This is a genomic window from Halobellus captivus (assembly GCF_007655485.1).
Classification (GTDB): Archaea; Halobacteriota; Halobacteria; order Halobacteriales; family Haloferacaceae; genus Haloquadratum; species Haloquadratum captivum.
In genome coordinates, this window is the sequence record NZ_VJXQ01000005.1 from 103,398 (window position 1) to 119,887 (window position 16,490).

General features: G+C 50.0%; 12 protein-coding genes and 5 pseudogenes. 9 read left to right on the top strand and 8 right to left on the bottom strand.

What is annotated here, in order from left to right:
- The coding region (locus tag FJT57_RS16980) for a cbb3-type cytochrome c oxidase subunit I (protein ID WP_238993995.1) at window positions 1–657 on the top strand (657 nt) is incomplete at its 5' end.
- A gap of 289 nt (window positions 658–946) precedes the next feature.
- Here the strand turns inward: FJT57_RS16980 and FJT57_RS13095 are convergent.
- The 3 genes from FJT57_RS13095 to FJT57_RS13105 all read right to left on the bottom strand — a co-directional run bounded on the left by FJT57_RS13095 (window position 947) and on the right by FJT57_RS13105 (window position 3,516).
- Window positions 947–1,489: a dihydrofolate reductase family protein gene (locus tag FJT57_RS13095; protein WP_144905964.1), complete on the bottom strand. Its 543-nt coding sequence runs from the start codon at window positions 1,487–1,489 to the stop codon at window positions 947–949.
- Between the two features lie 307 nt (window positions 1,490–1,796).
- Complete coding sequence (locus FJT57_RS13100; protein WP_144905966.1) at window positions 1,797–2,294, bottom strand: molybdopterin-dependent oxidoreductase; 498 nt, start codon at window positions 2,292–2,294, stop codon at window positions 1,797–1,799.
- A 154-nt stretch (window positions 2,295–2,448) separates the two neighbouring features.
- A complete protein-coding gene (locus FJT57_RS13105) occupies window positions 2,449–3,516 on the bottom strand; it encodes a halocyanin domain-containing protein (RefSeq protein ID WP_144905968.1) in 1,068 nt (355 codons plus the stop codon).
- A gap of 115 nt (window positions 3,517–3,631) precedes the next feature.
- Between FJT57_RS13105 and nirK the strand changes: the two genes are divergently transcribed.
- Complete coding sequence (gene nirK, locus FJT57_RS13110) at window positions 3,632–4,720, top strand: copper-containing nitrite reductase (RefSeq protein WP_144905970.1); 1,089 nt, start codon at window positions 3,632–3,634, stop codon at window positions 4,718–4,720.
- Here nirK and FJT57_RS16985 read toward each other — a convergent pair.
- The 3 genes and pseudogenes from FJT57_RS16985 to FJT57_RS13125 all read right to left on the bottom strand — a co-directional run.
- A pseudogene (locus tag FJT57_RS16985) lies at window positions 4,702–5,239 on the bottom strand (IS6 family transposase); the annotation flags it as partial. The gene nirK and the pseudogene FJT57_RS16985 overlap by 19 nt on opposite strands.
- Window positions 5,240–5,294: 55 nt before the next feature.
- The gene (locus FJT57_RS13120; RefSeq protein WP_144905972.1) at window positions 5,295–5,540 is read right to left on the bottom strand and encodes a hypothetical protein; all 246 of its coding nucleotides are present in this window, start codon (window positions 5,538–5,540) and stop codon (window positions 5,295–5,297) included.
- A 117-nt stretch (window positions 5,541–5,657) separates the two neighbouring features.
- Window positions 5,658–6,285 (bottom strand): annotated as a pseudogene (locus tag FJT57_RS13125) (IS6 family transposase); the annotation flags it as partial.
- A 127-nt stretch (window positions 6,286–6,412) separates the two neighbouring features.
- Here FJT57_RS13125 and FJT57_RS17300 point away from each other — a divergent pair.
- The 3 genes and pseudogenes from FJT57_RS17300 to FJT57_RS13140 all read left to right on the top strand — a co-directional run.
- Window positions 6,413–6,772: pseudogene (locus tag FJT57_RS17300) on the top strand (DUF234 domain-containing protein); the annotation flags it as partial.
- Window positions 6,773–6,936: 164 nt separating this feature from the next.
- Complete coding sequence (locus tag FJT57_RS17370; RefSeq protein WP_394348818.1) at window positions 6,937–7,071, top strand: hypothetical protein; 135 nt, start codon at window positions 6,937–6,939, stop codon at window positions 7,069–7,071.
- A 101-nt stretch (window positions 7,072–7,172) separates the two neighbouring features.
- Window positions 7,173–8,669 carry a class I adenylate-forming enzyme family protein gene (locus FJT57_RS13140; protein WP_144905974.1) on the top strand — a complete coding sequence of 499 codons (1,497 nt, stop codon included), beginning with the start codon at window positions 7,173–7,175 and terminating at the stop codon, window positions 8,667–8,669.
- Between the two features lie 50 nt (window positions 8,670–8,719).
- On the opposite strand, the gene FJT57_RS13145 is transcribed toward FJT57_RS13140, so the two are convergent.
- A complete protein-coding gene (locus tag FJT57_RS13145) occupies window positions 8,720–9,490 on the bottom strand; it encodes an enoyl-CoA hydratase/isomerase family protein (RefSeq protein ID WP_144905976.1) in 771 nt (256 codons plus the stop codon).
- Window positions 9,491–10,083: 593 nt separating this feature from the next.
- Here FJT57_RS13145 and FJT57_RS13150 point away from each other — a divergent pair.
- Entirely contained in the window at window positions 10,084–11,688 is a 1,605-nt protein-coding gene (locus FJT57_RS13150) for a long-chain-fatty-acid--CoA ligase (RefSeq protein WP_144905978.1), read from the top strand.
- 1,095 nt (window positions 11,689–12,783) lie between these two features.
- Here FJT57_RS13150 and FJT57_RS13155 read toward each other — a convergent pair.
- Complete coding sequence (locus FJT57_RS13155) at window positions 12,784–13,185, bottom strand: PaaI family thioesterase (RefSeq protein ID WP_144905980.1); 402 nt, start codon at window positions 13,183–13,185, stop codon at window positions 12,784–12,786.
- A 446-nt stretch (window positions 13,186–13,631) separates the two neighbouring features.
- Here FJT57_RS13155 and FJT57_RS13160 point away from each other — a divergent pair, with 446 nt between their 5' ends.
- The 3 genes and pseudogenes from FJT57_RS13160 (at window position 13,632) to FJT57_RS13170 (ending at window position 15,534) form a co-directional block, all read left to right on the top strand.
- The gene (locus FJT57_RS13160; protein ID WP_144905982.1) at window positions 13,632–14,639 is read left to right on the top strand and encodes an ABC transporter substrate-binding protein; all 1,008 of its coding nucleotides are present in this window, start codon (window positions 13,632–13,634) and stop codon (window positions 14,637–14,639) included.
- 117 nt (window positions 14,640–14,756) lie between these two features.
- A pseudogene (locus FJT57_RS16990) lies at window positions 14,757–14,967 on the top strand (IS5/IS1182 family transposase); the annotation flags it as partial.
- A pseudogene (locus FJT57_RS13170) lies at window positions 14,964–15,534 on the top strand (IS6 family transposase). The pseudogenes FJT57_RS16990 and FJT57_RS13170, both read left to right, overlap by 4 nt.
- The last annotated feature ends 956 nt before the right edge of the window (window positions 15,535–16,490 follow it).

The following is a 16,490-nucleotide window of genomic DNA, read 5'->3' on the forward strand; positions in this document are numbered from 1 at the left end:
GGTGGGCGGATCCGCCTCACGACCCCGATGCTCTTCTGTGTCGGATTCATCGCAAACTTCATCATCGGCGGCGTCACCGGCGTCTTTGAGGCCTCGATCCCGATCGATATGGTTCTGCACGACACCTACCACGTCATCGCGCACTTCCATTACGTCATTATGGGAGGAATCGCGTTCGCGGTCTTCGCGGGGATTTACTACTGGTTCCCGCTTGTCACGGGCCGCTGGTACCAGCGGACGCTCGGCAAGTGGCACTTCTGGCTCACGATGATCGGCACCAATCTCACGTTCTTCCCGATGATCTTCCTCGGGTACGGCGGGATGCCGCGCCGATACGCCGGGTACGACCTCACTGTCGGCCCCGTGGCATACTTCACAGATCTTCATCAGCTTGCGACTCTCGGGGTGTTCGTCCTCGTGTTCGGACAGTTGATCTTCGTCTGGAACCTGCTGTCATCGTGGGTAGAGGGCAAAGAGATCGATAGCACCGATCCCTGGAACCTCAAACGAGATCATCTCCTCACTAACGAATGGCAGTGGCTCGAAGATACCCGGCAGACGGCACTCGTCGATGGGGGAATCGACACCGCCCCCGAAAGCGCCGCCAATCCACATACCGGGCCTGAGCACGACGGTTGCGAGAAACATCACAGATAGAGTGGGGTCTGAGAGCCTGCAATCGGTTGTAATCGATTGAACATAACGGCGCTGTCTCCCCCCTACGACCTGCCCGGTCGTTGGGGAAGAACCCCCTTACACGTGCGATTGGGTAAACCGTGAGCAATCCGTCCAGGGCACGGGTGGAATCTGCGAAAAAGAGTCTCCAAACTCACTCGGCATCGTTTTCCTCAAGACAAATGAACGGGAGAATATGTTGGAATGCTTATTTGTTAGATGATCCCAAAAGAAGTGTTGCAGAGAGAGCACATTACAGCAACATACAGTCCTAGTTGGCTACCTCATACTGGTGTTCTACGATTCCGCTGCCGTGTGTAGTCGTATCGACTAGATCCAGTCGCTGTTTATCGTATTTACCGGAAAACAACGATATTCCATCTCCCAAGAGAATTGGGACGAACGACAGTCGGAACGTGTCGATCTCGCGTTCTCGGAGAAATGAATGTGCGAGGTGTGCACCGCCGACCACCCAGATATGGTTGTACTGCTGTCTGAGTTCAAGCACAAGATGGGCGATTTCTCCGTTAACGAACAGTACTTCATCAGTTGCGGGTGGGAGGTCCCTGTGGGTGAACACGTACGTTGGCTTGTCACCGTATGGCCACTCGCCGAAGCTAAGAACCTGTTCATAGGTCGTTGCTCCCATAACGAGGCAGTCCACTGTCTCAAAGAACTCGGAAAAACCCTCAACGTCCTCGTCGCCGTCTGGCTGTGATTGAAATTCTGCCAGCCAGTCAACGTTACCTTGGGCGTCGGCAACGTAGCCGTCCACGCTCAGTGCGATGTAGAGTGTGATTCCACTTGCATTCATATGAGGTATTGTGGAAGTTGATTCGCATTAAGAGTAGCAGACAAACCCTCGTACTGGCTACATCCGCTGTATTCAGCACGGTTTCCCGATCAGTTGCGAAGGGTTTCAACAGAGCCGAATGGTCACAGGGCTGTTGAAGGGAGAGTGAGATACCGCAATAGAAACGGCACCATTTATGTCACACACGACCCGTCGATAGTTCAAAGTGAACGCTACGAGGGCACCAGAGAAACCGACTCCGGCGAATAAAACGGGGACCCGTCCTTCGATGAATCCAGCGTACACGCGGGTTGTTTCAGCGCGGTGATCACTCGATCCGGGAGAGCGCGATTGATTTCGCGGTGTCAGTATCATCCTGTGGCGACGTCACGATTTCGAGTTCACGAACCCACTTGACACTCTCCCAGCAATCAGCATCGCCAGTCGGGACGAGTCGCGCGGGCCCACCGTGTTCGATCGGTAGCGGATTGCCGTCCAGATCGATCGCTAGAACGGCATTCGAAAGTCGTGGCAAGGGAAACGAACACGCGTATGCCCCATCCATCGCGTGAACAAGTGCGTGGCTGGCCGACGCGATCGGTTCGGCCCGATCGAGGAGATGTTCCAAGCAGACGCCCTGCCACGAGCAATCTTCAGCTATCCAACCCTCCACGCACGCGAAATCAGCCGTGAACGACTCTGAAGGCAGTTCCTCGAGTTCCGGTCTACGAAACTGTAACTCGTGAGTGACTGCACCAGTGATGTCAAGTTGGTATCCGTCCGGATCGACAGCATCGGGAACGTCATATGTTTTGAGGGTTGTCATAGGTTTGGGGTGTGTAACACCGCGTTCCGCTTGGCGTCGGCTCTGTCACCAACTGTTCTTACACGACAGTGGTGAGAAAATCATTCCCCGAACGGGTTCGCGACCGTGCGGATATCCTCACACTATGGAAATCTCCCCCACCGGCCGATGGCGCTCACACGCGAGGGTGAGACCGTACCGACTCCGGAGAGTCCAGATCGATTGATTCCTCATAGTCGCCCGAGTGACCGAGTTCAGTCGCTGAACCCGCCTCGGGGCGCTCTTCGAGGCCGCGCCTCCAGAGGAAAACCGCGAACGCCAGGGGTGACAGCAGTGCCATTCCGAACGCACCGATCGCGCTGAGCTGTGTTGTCGACACCTCGTGGACACTTCCGAAGACATCTCCGACGACGATCGCACCCCGCATCTCAGTCTCGTCTCTCGAACTGACGTACTTGCTAATACCGATTCCGTCGAATACGAGACCCCACGTGCCTCTCACCTGCTTGGGACTCGTGTAACTGCCGTCAGCGGCCGTCACACTGTGTTCAACGTCGCCGGTCCATTCCCAAATAACTCGTGTTCCAGGGTCTACCTGTATCGCCCCCGGCGAGAACCCGGAGGTGGCATCACCGTCCGTAGTGGCACTGATGCGGACCTCCTCACGACCACGCAGATCGACCGTCCCGTCAAACGACTCGATACCGTCGAACCAGTCTCCGTAATCGGGCTCACGGGGCACGTATTCGGGGGCCGCAGCTTCCGCCCCGACATTGACGTCGCCGACGACGACAGCGCCCTTCATTCCCATCGGTTCGTGGGGCGTACAGACGTATCGAGAGACACTCTCGGCTTCGAATACCCGTTCGAACGTTTCGCCCGCATCGGACACTAACTCGCTTTCGTAGGCCCCGTCAGTCGCCGCCACGTTGTGCATTCCGCCCTCTCCGGTCCATTCCCACACGACTGTGGCCCCGGGGTCGACGCGAACGGCGGCGGGGCCGAACGCGAAGCCGCCGCCGTTGCCCTGCGCACCGACCTCGACTAGGACCGTGTCTGCACCGCGCTTGTCGACGACGCCCTCGTAGTTGGAGACGTTCGCGAACCACTTCTCGAGGTCTGCGTCGGACTGCGCACTGACGGGTGGAGCGGCCGTCAGCGCTGCCCCGCCCACCGCTACCGCCGTCGAAGCCTGCAGAAACCGCCGTCGCCCGATCGTCGGGCCGGATGTTGTGGTAGTCATAGATATACAAAAGTTACAGTACGATATAGTTCGAGAACCCAATTCTCAGAACCTAAGAACCGTATTTCCCATATATCATATACCAGACCTTAGGGGTTAGTAGAGGAACAAGATTATGACGTATACTACGACGCGACGGCGGGTGCTACAGGCTGCTGGTGTGGGCGGAACGATGGCGCTTGCGGGTTGTACCGTTGGCACGCTGACCACCGATGATATCGAAACGAGCCCCTTGCCGCTTCAGATGGACGATCCCGACCTCGGCCCTGCCAAGACGGCCGACGTCGACCGAATTGCCGCAGATCCCCGCGATATTCCGGCACCGATTACGCGTTCGAAGCCCACGACCGTCGAGGTAGAACTCGAAACGCGGGAACTCGTCGCGGAGGTCGAACCCGGCGTCACGTTCACCTATATGACGTTCAACGACCAGGTTCCCGGTCCGTTCATTCGGACGCGCGTCGGCGACACAGTCGATCTGACAATCCGAAACCACGAGGACAGTTCGATGGCACACAACGTCGACTTCCACGCCTGCCGCGGACCCGGCGGCGGGGCTGAGGACACCGTCGTCGCCCCAGGGGAGGAGAAGCGTCTCCGCTTCAAGGTGACCTACCCCGGCGCGTTTGTCTACCACTGCGCTGTCGCGAACGTCGACTACCATATCTCTGCGGGGATGTTCGGCATCATCCTCGTCGAGCCCGAAGAGGGGATGCCCGCGATCGATCACGAGTTCTACCTCGGCCAGCACGAGCTGTACACGACCGGGAAGACGGGACAGGAAGGTCACCACGAGTTCGACTTCGGGCGGATGGCCCGCGAGGATCCGACGTACGTGCTGATGAACGGCGAGAAGTACGCGATCACGCCCGACAACTACGCGGAGATGAACGTACAGACGGGCGAAACGGCGCGAGTGTTCTTCGGCGTCGGGGGACCCAACCTGTTCTCGAGCTTCCACCCCATCGGGAGCGTCTGGGACGAGGTCTGGCGCCAGGGCGCCCTCGCCAGCGAACCGGATCGGTTCGTACAGACAACGCCTGTCCTCCCGGGGAGCGCTTGCGTCGCGACGATGTCGTTCCCCGTTCCCGGGGACGTCAAACTCGTCGACCACGCGCTCTCACGAGTCGCTCGTAAGGGTGCGATGGCAGTCGTCTCCGCTGAGGGTCCAGAAGATCCGGAGATCTACAACGCGAGTCCGTAGGCGTTTGGAACATTGAGCCAGCCAGATGCTTGAAGACAGTTTCACCGGTCTCAGGCTCGAGTGAGTCGAAACAATTCGAGAACGAGGACGTTCGTCGCTTGAATTGGCAAAAAAATTCGTTCGATGGCGTTCGGATTTCAGTTCGTTCAGTGTGAAATCGGAGGCCAACTCTGTCCAGGACAGTGTGAGGTTTTGAGCGCCGCCACCCAGAAATACAGCAGGTTCGACATCGTATTTCTGTCGGAGTTCCCGCAGAACTATCTCGGTTTAGGCGGTCGTTGTCGTCGAAAGTGATCGGAGTGTAGCAGATCGTGTGTGTCAAGATCAGACGCAGCGTACAACCAGAATTGCTCGTCATTGATTCGAATCACGGTCTCGTCTACGGCAACGTGATTCGGGTAACGACCGCCTGCGGGCTCTAAATCGGCTTTGCATCCAATCGTGGATTGCCTTAGGGGATCGATCGACATCCGGTTCTTGAAAGATCGAGACGGTATCGACAGCGGAAGTCCCGATGACAGCACAGAACCCGAACGTGACAGTCTTCGGCATACCTCTGGTTGAGGTGAGATCCTCAGGGCGTCGATTCGACGCGTTCTCCGCGTACCGTGACGTAAATGAGTATTCCAAGCAATCCGGGAACCAAGCCTGCCAAGAAAAGCAATCCGATACCTACCCCCCATTGCCACGCCCAGTCGCTCCCACGGGATTTCGCATCGCGGTAGACCCACCGACCGATTAGACCGAAGGCGAGGAGCAGTATCAGGAGGATAATCATCAACTCGGGGCCACCGGGGACCTGTAAGGGAAGCGGGAACATGGATAATGCAATTACCCAGTACCCGTATAGACTTTTCTCATATAGTCAATCCACATCGCTACCGAACGGGTGTTTCACAGTCGAGGAGATCTAATAAGAAAATTTCAACAGAATTGTCTAGTTAATAGCCTCAGCTGGCGTTTGATCATACAGTACTTGATGGGGTCGTTGAACGTCATAATAGTTCATATTCTATGCAATACATCGGAGAACGACAGACCGACTGCCGACCCACGGATAATGAAAGCAGTCGATCCTCATTTTAAAGGTCAGAGACGGATTTTTGATGGGTTTCGGTCGACGTAGTCCAGGTGATCGCTCACTCCGACACGAAAGAGAGCAGTCAGGCATCGGTAGCCCTCGACCAGAAACGTAGTGTCCGATAAATAGTGTTTATCGGCGATTTTTACCCAAGAAACTCATCCGCGGGGTCGGTTCCTCGCCGTTCGAATAGATCGATGCCGAGTAGCAACTGTGAGTCGAAGTGTATTGCGAGATATACCCAAGACAGACCGCCTTTGAGTCGGGCAGCGGTTTCGACAACCGCGACGCGCTCGGCTACGCCGTCACCAGACGCTCTGCGTTCTGGTTGGCTGCATAAGAGCCCTGCTCTCGCGAACGACGACAGGTCAGGAACGCTGTCAGCCAGCCGGTGCACCAGAATCGTTGTTGTCTCTCTGAGCGAACAACCGGCCGCATGGAGTCGCACGGTGAACGCCCTGACGGACGTCTCCGTCCGCTCACGCTACTCATCTAACTCAGCGTTACGTCCTGTTGAGCAGGTCTGCGAGCATCTCTGTACAAGATACGCAACGACCAGCTCGTTCCTCAATCTGCGCGAACTAGACAGTGTCATTTCAACAGAGCCGCCTCCGGATTTCGTGAGTTCGGAATTCGAGAGGCTGTGTCAGCAGATGCTTCCGGAACTATACGCCGAAGAGACGTTCATTGATATCGGTCGCTGGTGGTACAAAGAGCACGAGGGTGATATGGTCGACTTCACCACAGAGAGGGGGATGGTCGTGGGTGAGTGAAAGTGCACGAATGCGACGCTGGACGACAGCGCGCTCTCATCGCTTGAAGACCACGCTGCAGAAACCCGCTGGACATCTGGTACCCACGAGGGGGAGACGAAGTACGCGCTATTCACACGAAGTGATGTAACACGACCTGTCCTGGAAACGGTATCGAAGCGTGATGACCTTCGACTGTTCCATCTGGGAGAGATCACACAACCGCGTGTGTCACCTTCTCTTAACCGTCATCACTGCGCTTTAACCAACATTTGGAACGAATATCCGGGAGCATTGATTACTGTCGAGTAGCGGATTTTGGAAATCGTCCCGGAAGCAGGTAAAAACAGATAGCCAGTCAGAACGGCGAGGAAAGTGGAATCATCCCCGGCGGACAGCTCATCGGACCGAACGTGTCGGAACTAATCGCGGAGTGTGCGTTCACCGCCGAGAAATGTGCCACGCCCGATGACGTCGCGAACACAACCCACACCACCCCATACTCGCGGAGGTCATAATAGAGTCCGCAGAAACGCACAGGACAGACGACGTTCTAATTTTTCAAATGAAATCAACCGATAGAATAATGTCTTGCTAAGTTACAATCGCTAAACTAACAATGAATATTATACATAGACTCCGTTTCGTCGCTGATTCAAATGCAGACAAGATAGCTGTCGCGAGTGTCGATGGCGAACTGTCATACGAGGAGCTTTACGATCAAACGGACCGTTATGCGAGAGCGTTAAAAGAGTATGGAGTAAAGGAAGGAGACCGTTTCAGTTTAGTTATGGAGAACTCGAATCGAATGCTCACACTCCTATTAGCAGGTTGGCAGATAGGTGCGGTTCCAGCACCGATCAACATCCGACTGAAGGATGAGGATATTACGGAGCTTGTTGAGGATGCAGGGAGTTCACTCGTTATCGCTGATCAGAAGTATCAAAACAAAATCAACGAATCAGACTTAAAAGATAAGGCTGCCCTTCACTGGTCAAGCAGCGACAAAACAGGCTTCGAGTCGGTCTTCCCCGAGGAGGTCAGGAATCGGACCGTTAGCCCAAGGGGAGATCAAGATGATGCAATATTTCTACACACTGCTGGGACGACCGGGCGGCCAAAATGGGTCCGAATCTCGCACGGGAACCTAGCAGCTAGTATGGGAGCGATGATTGGGGCGAATTTAGGAGTAAATGACGTGGGTCTTCATTACTACCCCCTCTACCATTCTGGTGGGATTGATATGACGCTTTGTCGGCTATTAATCGGAGCGACGACAATCGTTGGGAGTGGGTGGGATCCTTCTGATGCCCTATCGAAAATTGAGGAATATAGCGTAGATGGTATAACTGTAGTACCACAAATGGGATATGAGTTAGTCCACCAAAATGAGATAAATAAGTACGATCTATCCTCCCTTTCGTATTTTTTAGTCGGCTCTGATACCGTCACCGAAGAGCTCGCCGACAAGTTTCTCTCCCTCGGTGCACAACCGATGCAAGCGTACGGACTCACGGAAACGATGGCAGTTATTGCAGTCACAAAATTTGGAGATATAGATTGTCCTCTAGACTCAACTGGAAAGGTTATCGAAGATATAGCCAAAGTGAGAATCGTAGACCCTGAAACCGGACAAGAGGTTGACTCTGGCGAAATTGGTGAGATTTTGATATCAGGCGACAAGCTCGCCCACGGATACCACAATCGGCCCGATAAGGAGCGGGAGGTTTACGAAGACGGCTGGTTACACACTGAGGATCTCGGCACAGTTGACGAAGACGGATATCTCTATATAACAGGTCGACTGGATAATATGATGATTGTCGGCGGAGAAAATGTCTATCCAACTGATGTGGAGGAAACGCTGGTACAGCACCCGGCGATTTCTCAGGCAGTCGTGATCGCCATTCCCGATGAACGAAAAGGAGAAATCCCTGTTGCGAATGTGGTATTGAGAGATGGTGAAGATCTCACCGAAAAAGAACTGCAGCAGTGGTTTATCAGCCAAGACGCGGCATTCAAGCATCCAAGGGTCGTGCGATTCTTGAACGAGCTACCAAAGACAGCTCTCGGAAAAATTAACCGGAGCCAGCTTCAACAGGAACTCACTGAATAATCCGGATAGTATGGTTAATTGGTTGACTCTTCTATCGGGGTTGTTCGAGATTAGTTCCACTCAGGCTCTCGCTCGTTACGAATCGCGGCCATAGCTTCCTCGTAATCAGCGGAGGACATACATTCTTGCTGGAATTCTAAATATTGCTGGAAGAAATCCTCAAACCCTAAATCGAATGCATCTCCCGTAGCATGTTTCGTCAGCCGAGCCCCTTTAGAGTTTACCCTCATATACTGCTGGAGCAGTTCCTCTACTTCTTCATCCATCGTTTCTTCGTCAACTAAATGATCAACGAGACCAATTCGTTCTGCCTCTTCACCATCAATATGGTTTCCGAGGATGTTCATTTTCTTCGCTCGTCCCATGCCAATGTATCGGGGCAGGCGCCACGTCCCTAGGCCCGGAAGGATGCTCTCTTCAATTGCAGTTAGTCCTAGCTCTGCTGATTTTGTACAAACGCGGATATCGCTTGCCAAGGCGATTTGTAACCCCCCGCCTATTGCGTATCCCTTAATCAGGCTAATGACAATCGCATCCATCGTTTCAAAGCGCCGGAGGCCTCGCTCCCACGGCTCGAAAATGCGCTTGTCGATATTACCAGTTGAGAGTTCCTTTAGATCAATGCCGGAACAAAACGCCCGCCCAGCACCTTCGATTGTTATAAGTCGTACTTCCCGATCATGATCTAATAGCTCTGAAACTGCGTCCAAGTCACGAGCAATGTCGTGATCAATGGCGTTTAGACGTTCTGGCCTTTCCAGAGTAATTCGAGCGATTGGTCCTTCTTTCTCGACGGTAATATGTTCAAGGTCAGCTTTCATTAGCAACGTAATCCAAAGTGCTATTAGCAATAATAAATCCTTTGGTGATTGAATTGTATTTTGTGGCACGACAGCAGATATTCAAGCGAATAATAATACTCAGGTTTAAATTGTAGGTAGCAAAATTCCCCTGTCGAAATCTATCGCTGTACTCAAAAGCTTAGGTCTGCCCACTACCAACCAATATTGACAGAGAGTCTAGAAACCCGACCTGCAACCATAACAGCCGAGCCTGAATCTCGCCGCGATCATTCACACAATAATCGGGTGATGAATATCCGACTGTTTCCAGCCAGAAACACCGTACTGATCCAATATTCCGTAAAGCCGGGAGAATCCCCGTTAGTGAAGCAATCTTTCTGGTGGACGGCCCGTCTAATTGTAATCATCCTATTATCATCGATACCTACATAAATTCCAACAAGTTGCTCACTGGTGGATCTAGATCGTTGAACCGGGTCACTCTCCCGACAATATTAGATACGCTCAGTCACCCCCATAAGAATATAGTTGCAGATATTCACCATCTGTTTCAAATAATTAATCGGCGCAACACCAAATATTATAATCTTTCGTGTTAGTAAACGAAATGTATGCCTGGATTCGAGCAGACCATCATCCCCTTCCTAACGCGTGCGGAGAAATTCTACCCCGAGAAGGAGATCGTCACACGAACTAACGACAGGATCCACCGCTATTCCTATTCAGAAGCCGTCGAACGAATTTCACAATTGGCAAATGCACTGCAGTACGCCGGTGTTAGCCGACGAGATCGGCTTGGAACATTCAGTTTCAACCATTTCAGGCACTTCGAGATATATTTTGGTGTGCCAGGAATCGGTGCTCAGTATCATACAATTAATCCATTCCTTCCGGATAAACACATAGAACATATTGTGAAAGATGCCGAAGATAAATGGATCTTTATTGATCCATCTCTACTTGAGAAACTAGAACGAGCTTTAAGTACGGAAACTGCATCATCTATTGAACGGTTTGTTGTTATGGGAGATAGTATTCCAGAGACATCTCTTGATCCAGTAATCGATTACGAATCTCTCATTGGGGGCCACCCAACCCACTACGAATGGCCACAACTGGATGAAAATCTTCCAGCCTCGATGTGTTACACTTCGGGAACGACTGGTATGCCAAAGGGGGTCGAGTATACTCACAAAATGATGTGGTCACATTCGATGGCCTGCTTGACACCTCAAGGGTACGGAGTAGATGACTCAGATACAATTATGTCTGGGGTTCCGATGTTCCACGTCAATTCGAACGACTCACCATTTTTCGGTGCAGCAGCTGGCGCAAAGCAGGTATTAGTGGGGGAGTCACCAGATCCGAAAGACTACGTCTCATTGATTCAAGAAGAAGACGTCACACTATCGTTTGCAGTGCCTACAATCTGTCTAGGTATTATCGAATATATTGAAGAGAATGACCTTGACCTCCCTTCGTTTGAACGAATTCAAATGGGAGCGGATTCAGTTTCTCAAAACCTCATCAGACGATTTGAAGATCAGGGGATCGAAGTTCTTCACGGATGGGGTATGACCGAAGCACTACCATTATGTACAGCCTCTCGTCCAAAGCCGAAAATGAATGACTGGGATCAACCGAGAAAGCTCAATAAAAAGACCAAGATCGGGGTTCCACTCCCGGGAGTTGAAACTAAGGTCGTCAATAATGACGGAAACGAAGTACCGTGGGACGGTGAGTCGTTTGGTGAATTGTACGTTCGTGGCCCTTGGATTACTACGGAGTATTTTAACCGTCCTGCGGAAAATGAAGCTAGTTTCAAAGGAAAGTGGCTCAAGACGGGTGATATCGTCACTGTCGATGAGGAGGGGTATTTCGATCTGATAGACCGAAACAAATACCTGATCAAGAGCGGTGGAGAATGGATTTCGTCAATGCAACTCGAGAAGGCCATCGAAAGCCACGATCACGTGATCACTGCTGGTGTTATTGGGGTTCCGGATGCGAAGTGGGGTGAACGACCTGTCGCGTATATCGTATGTGATTCCGACCGCAGAGGCAAGCAAATCAGTGATTCTCTCAGGAATCAAATCAGCGCGGAGTTCCCGGATTGGTGGACTCCTGACGAATTCATATACGTCAATAACTTACCCGAAACCGCAACCGGAAAAATTGACAAAGAGGAACTCGAAAATCGGTATCAACAGCGGTAGTATTCACTGAAACTACAACTTCTCAAATTTAATTAGAACTACCACCTAACGACTGGTTTTGATGAAATCAACTGAAAGTGTAAGCGACAGTTGTCTACGCTAACCAATCAACTATATGCACTATTAGACTCATTTTTGTGGTACCCAACTGACTCGATCAATCATTCTTCCTCTGCAAGTGCTGGAACGTTATCGCGGTGATCAGATTGTCGATTCCCGTTTTAGCACAAGGGAGACTCGAAGGTTACATAGTGTTGAATACTGATTTCACTAGCTGTTATACAGATTATACTGGAAGAAGCCAAGGTTCCAGTCTGTCCTATGGAAATCGGCCTCATTATTTCCGAACTTAGGCTACTCACTCATAGCCGCTCTCTCAATTTAGTAGTTAGCTGTCATCAACCCTAGAAGTTGTCCGAATATGTCGCACAGTATTCAAAACTATTTTTGTGTATATTTAACCTGCATTGGATATAACAGATGTACACATATTATTAAGAGGACAATTTGTTAGACAATAACAGACAATTGATCTCACTACGAAGTACAAATCCGTTGGGCGTGGAATACCTCTGTCCCTCAGTTATTTTAGATTCCGTAACTGCTTACGCAGAACTCTGGGGGGTATTGATGTGTTCCCATCACTAGTATTCACGCCAGGGCGTCCGAGAATACCGAACGGCCCATTCATTCGTATGAGTGTGCTTCTCGTGGAGAATAGGACACCCTCCGTATAACAAGAGAAGTATAATGGAACGGGAACTTACTCAGAAGTAGACTTCCAGAAGTGAGTTATCAGACTTAGCATCGCTCACTCAGCGCGTATGTATTACGTCCTAGAACCATACTACATATCGATTTGTAAAAATTAATACTGTGTAGAGGATCGATATCGAAGTTTTGTTAGTACTGTTGGAAATGGTGAGAGCAACTTCCTCGTCAAACGAATTGACTAGGGAGTTAAGAAGAGTTCTTGTGAATTTCATCGTTTACTTGGAAACAATATCCTCAACAGGTAGATATTCTAATTGTCCAACTTTGTGAGCTACTGAATATTGTTTGAGGCTATACAGTTGTTTCACAATTAAATATTCGCTATACCTTGTAACCTCTTCCTCGAAAAGTAGCAATTTCCGTTCCGTCGAATAGTACAATGTTAACCGTCATCTCTGCTGTTTTTCTGCTTTCATTGGTTACCTCTGCCTTGGCAGTTACTGTATCTCCTTGCTCGGCTGCTGTTAGAAAGGAAATATTCGCTTCCAACGCCACACTAGTCGTATCCTCCAATAACGATTCCAGTGCAGCTCCTGCCGCAGAATCCGCTAAGGAAAAAATAGCCCCTCCGTGAAGTGTCCCATTCATATTTAAATGATCTTCGGTAACTCTCATTTGTGCAACGGCTACACCGTCTGATACAGTTGTAAATGAGATACCAAGGTGTCGGCACAAAGGATCATTCAGATGCGCATCCGAATCTTGTTCACTCGTTTTCCCCATAATCTCAGTTGTATGATCCTATGATATATATCTTCTCGTAGCTCAGGAGGTCGTATTTAGTTACTGATGAAGAGTGAGGTAGGAAAATATCTTGCTGATCTGTGGCAGAAATCGCCCGCCTGAGTGGATGCGTTTCCCGGAATCATCTTGGATGTCCAGATCGCGATGTCGCTGTTCCTAATCATTACGTTCTTCTTCGATATTCAGGGGTTCGCTCCTTCCTGTCGAGCAGGTCTAAGGCGAAAGCATCGCCGTGATGTTCATCGGCCCCGATCTGGACCGTAGACTCTGCTCCATCCAGGGCTGTCTCCTTCGCTAGATATAAGTTCTACATCTTTGAAGATCGCTAATTAGTCCCCCGCGCGGAATTAGAAACGCATCTCTGCCGTGGTACCAGATATCTTACAGATAGTAGGGTTTATTATGGACTATACTTACATATACCTATGCCCCGAGGCACCAGACGAGAATTCCTTAAGGCAAGCGCTGGAACTACAACTATTGGATTAACCGGACTTGCAGGTTGTATAGGGGGGGATTCGAGTCCTACACTATCATTGGACTATGTTGTTCCATTTGAAAACTGGCCATACTTCTTTGATATCCCAGGGGTACGAGAGAATCTTAGTAATGTTGGCGACGACTATGAAATAGAAATTTCCCGAAGTTCAAGCACGCCCGACTCGCTTAATCTAATGGCATCAGGAGATGCCGATATCGCCTTAGTTACAACACAGAGTTATGCGAGCTCGATTATTCAAGAAACCATTCCGGGGGGGTATACCGGCATTTTGGTCGATTTTTGGGACGCTCATCCGGAACATTTTGGATTTGAAATCTATTCTCGGCCTGATTCCGGTATTACTGAACCGGAAGATCTCGAAGGGGCACAACTCGGTGTCAATGGTTTGGGGACGAGTGTCCACGCTATCTTAATATTAATGTTACAAGATGTCGGTATTGATCCAGAGGAGGATGTTGAGTTTGTCGAACAGCCATTCCCGACAATGTACTCCAGTTTAGAGGATGAAATTATTGATGCTTCAATTTTTGTGGCACAATTTGCAACAGAACCCAGATCAAATGATTATAATTTAGTATTCTCTACACAAGATCTTTATGATGAGGCGATCCCATCTGGATACCTTGTAGCTCGAAATGATACACTTGACGAAAATGAAGATGGAATTGCTGCATTTGTAGAGGATTATGTTAATTTAGCAGATTATTCATTCAACAATCGGGATGAAGTTATATCTCTTGCAAGTGATTTTTCAGATGTTCCGGAAGGCTACCTTGATGCGTTCCTTTTCACAGAAAATGACTGGTATCGAACTGAATTTTCATTCGACTTCGACCGATTACAGTTTGTCATCGATGAATTAAGTGATGCTGGGATCACGAGTGAAAGTTTCAGCGTTCAAGACTATGCAACAAACGAATATATCCCATAAGTATCACTGTCTAATTGACATAGATCGAGGAACGTAAAGGTAGTAGAGGATTTTTAAGGATTCGTAGCTTGGTTGAAATCCTCAAAGAGTTATAAGTTAGTCCGGTAGTCAGATTGGATGCAAGCCCTCTCAAAATCACAGTTACCTCAGTTCGTTGAACAAAGATATCACTAATCCACCGAGCTGTCGCTCGCTACTCTTTGAAGCTCTCGAAACGCCGGTACACACTTCAGAAGCACATCGTCCTAATTTATCGCAAGGTACGGAAGAAACGACGTACCGAATATTGCCCGACGAACAGATCGAGATGCCTCGGATTCGGGGATCGTGTTCAGATACGGATCAAAAGGTAAGGCGGGGCTTGAGTTTGGTGAACCAGAAGCGACACCGCAGCTGCTGACAAAGCTCAGTATTCAGCTGCATCTCGCTGACCTTTCGCTTTCGAATACTATTTTATCTCTTGAGATATTCGGGGCCCAGTGTGTTCGTTCGACGGTTCACAAGGCGGATCTATCTCTCAAATCTGGTCGATCTCCGGATGACGTTTCCGTTGACGAAACCGTGATTCAGATTGATGACGATCAGTACTGACTGGACGCTGCCGTCGATCTAGAAGTGAGCGAATTACTACATACAAAGCTTGAAATGACGAGAGTAAATGCTCTCACAAAATTTTAATGGACTTCGCGAGAGACACGACGTCGACGATAGTGTATGTCTCGGTGATAACGCTACTCCGTTGAAAGAAGTCTGCCACCGACACGGCCTCGGTTTCAGATACGACCACCACGGAAGCCGCAACAGCGCCAAATGTATATTTTATTAGATATAACAAAGAACTAGTTCGTTCTCAAACTATAATGATTACGTCAATCCAGAAACAGCCGACAACTGACTCAGTTCCTTCGCGTTCGCATATAATCAACTTAGTCGAACACTACCGGATTTGTGATGCTATACGTCGGCACGGGGGGAATGATCGATCACTAAGCACAGGATGACGCGGTTTTGAGAAACACTATGATCCACACCTGTGGAAAATCTCGCGAGTGATGCAGATAAGAGGATACTAGTTACGATTACTGATTACGGTTACAAAATATAGAACACGGATCACAGTCGTAGTAGCAGCCGGGCAACGTCACTCTGGGAAGCACCGTCAGTATTGATTGTCGTGTCCCAATCGAGTGCAGCAGCAACCTCTACAGCAGTATTCGACAGTACACCAGCCTCGTCGAGGCCAACGAGCAGGAGATCCTGAGCTCGTTCGGCTGTGAAATAACACCACTCCGACCGCAGTAATACGCCGTACAATGGGTAGATACCGGTGGCTGCAGAGTATGAGCATTCACGCGTGAGAATTAACCAACAACAAAGGTAGGAACGGAGTAGTTGTTGGTTAAATCTAGAGAATTGAACCATCGAAACCGAAGTACAGTAATTCAGAATAAGGGATAGAGACACCCCTCTATCGATGTGTTTAGTGGTGAGTAGTCCAACCCCTCTGCTCACGAAGTCTATTGAGTACAAGAAGGACGTCAGGCATCTTGAACGAACAGACACCCCTCTATCGATGTGTTCAAACCAAATTAGGATACGGGAAGAAACCGGGTAAATTAGAAGCGAACAGAGAGTTCAAGAGGAAATTCACAATAGACGGTAAGAATAGTGATTTTGAGATTGGAGAAGTTAATTACTGTTGGACAAGTACTGCCCCGTTGTTGGGGAGAATGTAAAGTCGAGGTTCTGTTGAAATCCTGGCTCTGTCTTGCGGTTTTTCTGTGAACATAATTTCACAACGGAACCCTGTGAACAGGGTAGAAGAGTCGCTCCCCCTCAATATCAACGCTG